This window comes from Ideonella sp. P3_A4, from assembly GCF_056403075.1.
The window spans coordinates 1-7487 of record NZ_JBFUGE010000298.1 but is presented as its reverse complement, the minus strand read 5'-3'; the positions used below and the strand labels follow the sequence as shown (position 1 = coordinate 7487).

Below are 7487 nucleotides of genomic sequence, written 5' to 3'. Positions count from 1 at the left end.
GCCACCAGGCGCCCGACCAGCCCATGGGGCGGCTCGGCGGGAACCAGGGGAACGGGCACTGCGGCGGTAGCGTCCATGGGGTTTTCTTTCGGGGAACGTGAGCGAGCCAAGGGAGGCCCTGTTCAACTTTCGTACCTGGCCATTGTTTGGCAAGCCCCTTCGCCGGATAGCGGCGAGAAGCCCGAAATTCCCCCTTCAGTTCCAACCATCACTGCCGAGGTGAGCCACTACGATTCAGTCCCAACAAGCTCAGCGTCAGTGCGATTGCCGAGTTGGTCGAGAAAGAGGCCCGCGATGGACATGAAACTCAAACCGTTCGACTTTTCCCAGGCCGTCGCCCGCGCCGGCCTGTCGAAAGACGGCATGCCGCTGGCCAAGACCCGTGCCAGCGAGGGCGTGGACAAGGCCAGCTTTTCCAGTGCGATGACCGACGCGCTGAAGTCCGTGAGCAACCAGCAGCTGACGGCCGAGCACCTGCAGCAGGAATTCCAGCTCGGCAACTCGTCGGTCAGCCTCGAAGACACGATGATCGCGATGCAGAAGTCGCAGATCGGGTTCCAGGCGGCGCTGACGGTGCGCAACCGCTTCGTCCAGGCCTACACCGATGTCATGAACATGCAGGTGTAGCAACACCGCGCCAATGCAAAAGGCCACCGCGAGGTGGCCTTTTGCATTGGCGCGGGGGGTCAGTCCAGGCTGAGCATCCGCCGGCGCTTCTGGGTCTGGTCGATGTAGCGCTGCAGCATCCGGGTGGCCTCGGAGTCGAGGTGCAGCAGTTCGCAGCCCAGGCGCACGCCGCGGGCCTGAGGTTGGATCGAGGTGACGTGGTGCACCACCAGGGTGCCGCGCAGCAGGGTGCCGGCGTCCAGTTCGATCACGCAATCATTGATGTTCACGCCCGGCTCGACCATCGGCATGTCCGACGGCATGAACAGCGCGCAGCCGCCCACGCTCACGTCCAGCACGCGCAGCTCGAGCACCATGTCGGGAATGGCCGGGTGGCGAAAGCGCGCGGTCGGCGCGCTGCGCTCCAGCGTGCGCACACGAAATGCGTTGCGGCGCTGGAAGCGGAACAGTTCACGCGGCATCGCCGCTTGCAGCACGCAATGCTGTCGGCCATGCACCAGCATGCGGTCGGCCACGTCGAACTGCAGCTTGATCTGGTCGAGGTAGCCCACGGCAACCGCTTCGTCGGCTTCGACCAGGCGGTGCACGGCCGGTGCCATCAGGTCAGCCGTGAAGGCGATCTTGCCTTGGGCGCCATCGATGGTCCACAGCGTGGTCGAGTAGGCCGAACCGTCGGAGCCGTTCAAGTTGATCGTCACGCCACGGTCCATCAAGGACTTCAGCAGCGACTTCACCTCCACCGGATCGCCGACGCGGAAGGATTCAACCGCCCCGGGTTGCCCCAGAGCGTCCAGCGTGGCGGGTTGGGTGTCGGAGTACATGGCGCGCGAGGGCTCAGTGCAGAGTCTTGGTTTTGCCGTGCATCAGCTTGTCCAGGTCCTCGAGCCAGGGCTCGGCCAGGTGGCGGATCTCGGCGTCGTTCAGCAAGATACGCTGCATGATGCGCGACTTCGTCTTCGATTCTTCGGCCTGCAGGTTCTTTTCCTTCGCCGCATGCTTGAGTTGTGAAATCAGCACGGCGCAGGCCCCTTCCAGTTTGACGACCTCGTCCCAATTGCCGGTGCGGGCGGCTTCCAGCATGTCAGCGCTGGCGCGCTCGATGGCTTCGTAATAGTTCAGCAAAGTGTGGCTCATGGTGGCGACTCTCGGCGATGACAGCGATTGAAGGAAATCAGTTTGAATTGGCGATCTGGCCGCCGATCTCGCGCCAGGCTTGGCGCAGCGGCTCCATGAGGCTGACGCATTCGTCCAGCAGGGCCTCGTCGTTGCGCACATTGGCCAGCGTCAGGCGCTGGGCCAGGTAGGCGTACAGCGCATTCAGGTCACGCGCCAGCGGGCCGCCTTCGGCCACGTTCAGGCTGGCCTTCAGGCCTTCCTCGACGATGCGCGCGGCGCGGCCGATGGCCTTGCCCTTCTTTTCGATCTCGCCGTTGCGCATCGCGCCGCGGGCCTGGGTGATCGACTCCATGTAGCCGTCGAACAGCAGGCTGATCAGCTTGTGGGGCGATGCGTCCTCGACACTGGTCTCCACACCCACCTGGCGGTAGGCGTTGTTCATGCCGCCGGAGCGGCCGAAGGGCGAAGCAAGTTGCGGGCTGTACATGGTGTCTTGGGTGGTAAATCTGTGTGACCGTCCCTTTGCTTATCGGCCCACATTTCACCCAGCTTGAGGCCGGCCAAGCCATCGAACTGGACGGGGTTTTCCGCCACTCATCGGCTCAAGAAAACCGGGCCTATTTGCTTGACATCCAAATGAAAAAAGCGCCCCGCAGGGCGCTTGCTTCAGGCMTGAACCAGGCGGCGGGTCAGCCCAGCGCCGCCAGCTGCTGCGTCACGTAAGACGACAAGGCGTTCAGCTTGGCCATCGAGGTGTCCAGCGCCTCGTACTGGGCGCGGAAACGCGCCTCGGTATGGGTCAACCGGTCTTCCATCTGGTCTTGCCGGTCGTCATTGCGCTTGACGTGCGACTCCAGGCTGGTTTGCAGCGTTTCCAGGCTGCCGTCTTCGCCCAGCACGGCCTTGCCCAGGTCCTTGAAACGGTCCATGAAGCCCGATGCGCCACTGTTGGCACCGTCGGTGGACAGCAGCTTGCGCAGCTCTTCCGGGTTGGCCAGCGCATCGTCCAGCTTGGAGGTCGCCGTGGTCAGCGAGCCGTCTTCCTTCATCGTGATGCCGATCTCGGACAGGCGGCTCCAGGCGCTGGAGGCGCTGCTGCCCTGGTTGATCACGCCGCGCAACTGCCATTGCAGGCCGATCGTCGTACGGTCGCCCTGCAGCGGGCCGCCGGTCTTGGTCGCGGCGTTGTATTTGGTCTGGTCCTTGATGTAGGCCGCCAGCTCGTTGAACGCGGTGACGAACTCGCCGATCGCGGTCTTCACCGCCTCGTTGTCGTTGGCCACGACCACTTCGACCGGGGTCGCGGTTTCCTTGGTCAGCGTCAGGGTCAGGTTGTCCGATACGCCGGTGAGGGTATTGGTCTTCGATTCGACGTCGATGCCGTTGACCTTGGCCTTGGCATTGCCCGCGGCCTGGTTCAGCGCCATCGGGGTGCCGACCACGGCAGCGTCATAGCCCAGCACCGACAAGCCGGTGGCGGCGTCGTTGTCGTCGACGTTTTCGGTGGCGGTGATCTTGAAGCCGTTCTCGGCGCCAGTGGCGTCGGAGCGGATCGACAGGCGGGCGCCGTTCGCGTCGTTGACGATCGTGGCCGTCACGCCGGCGCCGGCGCTGTTGATCTTGTCGCGGATGTCGGACAGGCTGGTGTCGTCCGAGCCGATGGTGATGGTCTTGGGGGATCCCCGTCCGGTGAACGTCGTGCCGTTCCAGGTGCCGAGCTCGATCTGCAAACTGCCGTCGCCCAGCTCACTGGACGAACTGGGCAGCGCGGTGGCGGTCGTGACGGTCTGGCTCGACGCCAGCTGCGACACGGTGACCGAGTAGCGGCCTGGCGACGCGCCGGTGGTCGTGCTGCCACTGACGATGGTGCCGTCGCTGGAGGTGGCCGTGGTCTGGCCCCACAGTGTGAGCGAGCTGATCGCGCCAGCCTTGTCGCTCATCGCGGAGACCAGGCTTTGCAGCTTGCCCACCGACGACAACTGGGTCTTGATGCTGGCAGTTTCGGCGGTGAGCAGTTCGACGGGCTTGCGCTCGACGCTCATCAGCGCCGAGATGATGCTTTCCGACTGCAGGCCGCTGCCGACCCCGAGGGAGCTGATGGTGGGCATGGTGGTCCTTGGATTCCTGTCGTGGTCTTCGGCCGTCTGGGCGGGAACTTAAGACCCTTTTCCGTTCCCGGGAATGAAAACGCGCCGCTCAGGCATCCCGGCGGCGCGCATCAGAAGCCAAAAGTGATCCGGGATCAGCCTTGCAGCAGACGCATCACCTGCTGCGGCAGCTGGTTGGCCTGAGCCACCATCGCGGTGCCGGCCTGTTGCAGGATCTGCGCTCGGCTCATCGCCGCGGTTTCAGCCGCGAAGTCCGCATCCATGATCCGGCTTCGGGCCGCCGCCTGGTTCTCGACCGACTGCTGCAGGTTCGAGATGATCGCGTCGAACCGGCTTTGCGTGGCGCCGAAGGTCGCCCGGGTGTTGTTGACGTTGTCGATCGCCAGGTCGATGTTGTCGATCACCGTCGCGATGTCGCCGACCGTGGCCGCTGCGTCGATCGCCGCCGAGGTGGCCGTGATCGCCGCGATGTCGGTCGCGGTGGTCAGGTTCTCGGTGGTGATGTCGATGATGTCGTCCGGGCCAGTGTTGGCGCCGATCTGGAAGGTCAGCGTCGTCGCGTCCGCGCCCAGGATGCGCTGGCCGTTGAAAGTCGTGCCGCCGAGCACTCGGCTGATTTCCGACTGCAGCTCGGTGAATTCCTTGTTCAGCGAGTCCTTGTCGGAGCTCGAGTTGGTCGCGTTGCGAGCCTGGATCGCCAGTTCGCGCATCCGCTGCAGGGCGTCGCCGACCTTGCTCAGCGCGCCTTCAGCGGTCTGCGCCAGCGAGATGCCGTCGTTGGCATTGCGGATCGCGACGTTCATGCCACGCACTTGGGCGTTCATGCGTTCGGCGATCGCGAGGCCCGCGGCGTCGTCCTTGGCTGAGTTGACACGCATGCCTGAGGACAGGCGCTGCATGGCCGTCGACAGCGCCGACTGCGAAGAATTCAGGTTGCGTTGCGCGTTGAGCGACGCAATGTTGGTGTTGATGGTCTGTGGCATGTGAGCACCTCGTTGAAACTCGACCGCGCCCGGCGAGAAGGCCGGCTATCCAGAAGAAGCGGCGAACAACCGCCCCTTCCATAAAGCCCGGCACCCTCACCGTCGAACAAGAGGCGCTTTCGGCGCCTCCGGTCTCGRCAGTGCTTGTCGGACCACGCCCCGATTTGCATTGGAGCGATGGAATGGATTCTGAAGAGGCTTGGGTGGTCGTAATGCCGGGAAATGAAGCCTGGAAAACCGCCATTTCCGACCCGTCAAAAGGCGAAGCCCCCGTCGGCGGGTGGCCGGCGGGGGCTTCGTGAGGTTTTGCTCACGCGGCCGGTGGGCCGCGGGTTGCGCTCTGCGCTTGAGGACCTTAGCGCAGCAGGCTCAGGACCTGCTGGGGCAGCTGGTTGGCCTGCGCGACCATCGCGCTGCCGGCCTGCTGCAGGATCTGCGCTCGGCTCATGTTCGCCGTTTCAGAGGCGAAGTCCGCGTCCATGATCCGGCTGCGGGCTGCGCTCTGGGCTTCCACCGCCTGCTGCAGGTTGGCGATGATCGCGTCGAAGCGGCCTTGCGTGGCGCCGAAGGTGGCGCGCTGGTCGTTGATCGTGTCGATCGCGGTGTCGATGTTGTCGATCACCGTCGCGATGTCGCCCGAGGTGGCGGTCGCATCGATCACGGCCGTCGAGCCCGTCACCGCGGTGATGTCGCTGTTGGCGGTCATGTTCTCGGACGTCAGCTGCACGGTGTCGTCGGCGGTCGTGTTGGCGCCGATTTGGAAGGTCATCGTCGTCGCGTCGGAGCCCAGCACCTTCTTGCCGTTGAAGCTGGTGCCGCCCAGCACGCGGGTGATTTCCGACTGCAGCTGGCCGAATTCCTTGTTCAGCGAATCCTTGTCCGAGCTGGAGTTCGTCGCGTTACGCGATTGAACCGCCAGTTCACGCATACGCTGCAGAGCGTCGCCGACCTTGCTCAGCGCGCCTTCAGCGGTCTGCGCCAGCGAGATGCCGTCGTTGGCGTTGCGGATCGCGACGTTCATGCCACGCACTTGGGCGTTCATGCGCTCGGCGATCGCCAGGCCGGCGGCGTCGTCCTTGGCCGAGTTGATACGCAGGCCCGAAGACAGGCGCTGCATCGAGGTCGACAGCGAGGATTGCGAGGCCGACAGGTTGCGCTGGGCGTTGAGCGAAGCGACGTTGGTGTTGATGGTTTGAGCCATGTTGAAACTCCTACAAGGGTTGCCAAAAATTTCCGGTTAAAGCACCGGCGTCTCTGCACGCAAATGCCGGGGCTCCTCCGGTCGGGCAACTCCACCTGGGTGCTGCCTGGCCCTTGGTCATCTCACCGGACCCAGGGTTTGCTTGTTTGCTCGCCCTGTGATTTGGGTATCGGAAACGTCTGGGGAAACCTTGAGAGTTTTTTTAGCTCCTGCGCCGAAGCCCCCCGTTTTCAGGAGGGCTTCGGTCGCGGCGCTGGGGCCTGGCGTAGCAGGCTCAGCGCCTGGGGCCCTTAGCGCAGCAGGCTCAGGACCTGCTGGGGCTGCTGGTTGGCCTGCGCAACCATCGCGCTGCCGGCCTGCTGCAGGATCTGCGCTCGGCTCATGTTCGCCGTTTCAGAGGCGAAGTCCGCGTCCATGATCCGGCTGCGGGCGGCGCTCTGCGATTCCACCGACTGCTGCAGGTTCGAGATGATCGCGTCGAAGCGGCCCTGGGCGGCACCGAAGGTGGCGCGCTGGTCGTTGATCGTGTCGATCGCGGTGTCGATGTTGTCGATCACCGTGGCGATGTCACCCGAAGTGGCGCTCGCGTCGATCACGGCCGTCGAGCCCGTCACCGCGGTGATGTCGCTGTTGGCGGTCATGTCTTCGGAGGTGATGTCCACGATGTCGTCGGCGGTCGTGTTGGCGCCGATCTGGAACGTCATCGTCGTGGCGTCCGAGCCCAGCATCTTCTTGCCGTTGAAGCTGGTGCCGCCCAGAACACGGGTGATTTCCGACTGCAGTTGGCCGAATTCCTTGTTCAGCGAATCCTTGTCCGAGCTCGAGTTCGTCGCGTTGCGCGATTGCACCGCCAGTTCACGCATACGCTGCAGTGCGTCGCCGACTTTGCTCAGCGCGCCTTCAGCGGTCTGCGCCAGAGAGATGCCGTCGTTAGCATTGCGGATCGCGACGTTCATGCCACGCACTTGGGCGTTCATGCGTTCGGCGATCGCCAGGCCGGCGGCGTCGTCCTTGGCCGAGTTGATACGCAGGCCCGAAGACAGACGTTGCATCGACTGCGACAGCGAAGCTTGCGAAGCCGACAGATTGCGCTGGGCGGTCAATGAGCCGACGTTGGTGTTGATGACTGAAGACATGTGAGTTACTCCTTCACGGGGTTCAAAAACTGACCCATCCGGGTCTCTGGTTGCGCCCCCGTTTGAAAGTGGTTGGGGCCGTGAATTGCTTTTCGGAGAGTTGATCGAAAGACTTGAGAGTTTTTTTTACCGCTATTCGATCGATCGACTTGCCGGAGGTTGACAAGCTCAAGCCGGCGGGGAGCCGGCGGCAGCAATGCGTGCTGCCCAGTCTTTTCTTATCGGCACCTGCGCTTCTGGGCACAGGCTTAAAGTTGGGCACGATGACCACTTCGTCTGCCTCACCCGTGGCCGCCGCAACGACCCGCCCCTACCG

The 7487-nt window shown here is 63.9% G+C and carries 8 protein-coding genes; 1 reads left to right on the top strand and 7 read right to left on the bottom strand.

The annotated features are described in order from the left end of the window. Nucleotides 1–294 precede the first annotated feature (294 nt). Nucleotides 295–627, top strand: a complete 333-nt coding sequence (fliE, locus tag AC1DYI_RS21940) for a flagellar hook-basal body complex protein FliE (RefSeq protein ID WP_477206255.1) — start codon at nt 295–297, stop codon at nt 625–627. 59 nt (nt 628–686) lie between these two features. On the opposite strand, the gene AC1DYI_RS21935 is transcribed toward fliE, so the two are convergent. The 7 genes from AC1DYI_RS21935 to AC1DYI_RS21905 form a co-directional block, all read right to left on the bottom strand. Further along, nucleotides 687–1448 (bottom strand): flagellar brake protein, encoded by a 762-nt coding sequence (locus tag AC1DYI_RS21935; protein ID WP_477206254.1) that lies wholly within the window; start codon nt 1446–1448, stop codon nt 687–689. A gap of 13 nt (nt 1449–1461) precedes the next feature. Next, nucleotides 1462–1761 (bottom strand): flagellar protein FliT, encoded by a 300-nt coding sequence (locus AC1DYI_RS21930; RefSeq protein WP_477206253.1) that lies wholly within the window; start codon nt 1759–1761, stop codon nt 1462–1464. A gap of 37 nt (nt 1762–1798) precedes the next feature. Then, on the bottom strand, nt 1799–2230 hold the full coding sequence (gene fliS, locus AC1DYI_RS21925; RefSeq protein ID WP_477206252.1) for a flagellar export chaperone FliS: 432 nt from the start codon (nt 2228–2230) through the stop codon (nt 1799–1801). A gap of 202 nt (nt 2231–2432) precedes the next feature. Continuing rightward, on the bottom strand, nt 2433–3851 hold the full coding sequence (fliD, locus tag AC1DYI_RS21920) for a flagellar filament capping protein FliD (RefSeq protein WP_477206251.1): 1419 nt from the start codon (nt 3849–3851) through the stop codon (nt 2433–2435). A gap of 134 nt (nt 3852–3985) precedes the next feature. Beyond that, entirely contained in the window at nt 3986–4834 is an 849-nt protein-coding gene (locus AC1DYI_RS21915; protein ID WP_477206250.1) for a flagellin domain-containing protein, read from the bottom strand. Between the two features lie 355 nt (nt 4835–5189). Then, nucleotides 5190–6035: a flagellin domain-containing protein gene (locus AC1DYI_RS21910; protein WP_477206249.1), complete on the bottom strand. Its 846-nt coding sequence runs from the start codon at nt 6033–6035 to the stop codon at nt 5190–5192. 290 nt (nt 6036–6325) lie between these two features. Further along, complete coding sequence (locus AC1DYI_RS21905; RefSeq protein ID WP_477206248.1) at nt 6326–7171, bottom strand: flagellin N-terminal helical domain-containing protein; 846 nt, start codon at nt 7169–7171, stop codon at nt 6326–6328. Nucleotides 7172–7487 lie beyond the last annotated feature (316 nt).

Excerpts from the sequence above, each read along its gene's own strand:
- fliE (WP_477206255.1), top strand. The coding sequence starts at position 295 with ATGGACATGAAACTCAAACCGTTCGACTTTTCCCAGGCCGTCGCCCGC.
- AC1DYI_RS21935 (WP_477206254.1), bottom strand. The coding sequence starts at position 1,448 with ATGTACTCCGACACCCAACCCGCCACGCTGGACGCTCTGGGGCAACCC.
- AC1DYI_RS21930 (WP_477206253.1), bottom strand. The coding sequence starts at position 1,761 with ATGAGCCACACTTTGCTGAACTATTACGAAGCCATCGAGCGCGCCAGC.
- fliS (WP_477206252.1), bottom strand. The coding sequence starts at position 2,230 with ATGTACAGCCCGCAACTTGCTTCGCCCTTCGGCCGCTCCGGCGGCATG.
- fliD (WP_477206251.1), bottom strand. The coding sequence starts at position 3,851 with ATGCCCACCATCAGCTCCCTCGGGGTCGGCAGCGGCCTGCAGTCGGAA.
- AC1DYI_RS21915 (WP_477206250.1), bottom strand. The coding sequence starts at position 4,834 with ATGCCACAGACCATCAACACCAACATTGCGTCGCTCAACGCGCAACGC.
- AC1DYI_RS21910 (WP_477206249.1), bottom strand. The coding sequence starts at position 6,035 with ATGGCTCAAACCATCAACACCAACGTCGCTTCGCTCAACGCCCAGCGC.
- AC1DYI_RS21905 (WP_477206248.1), bottom strand. The coding sequence starts at position 7,171 with ATGTCTTCAGTCATCAACACCAACGTCGGCTCATTGACCGCCCAGCGC.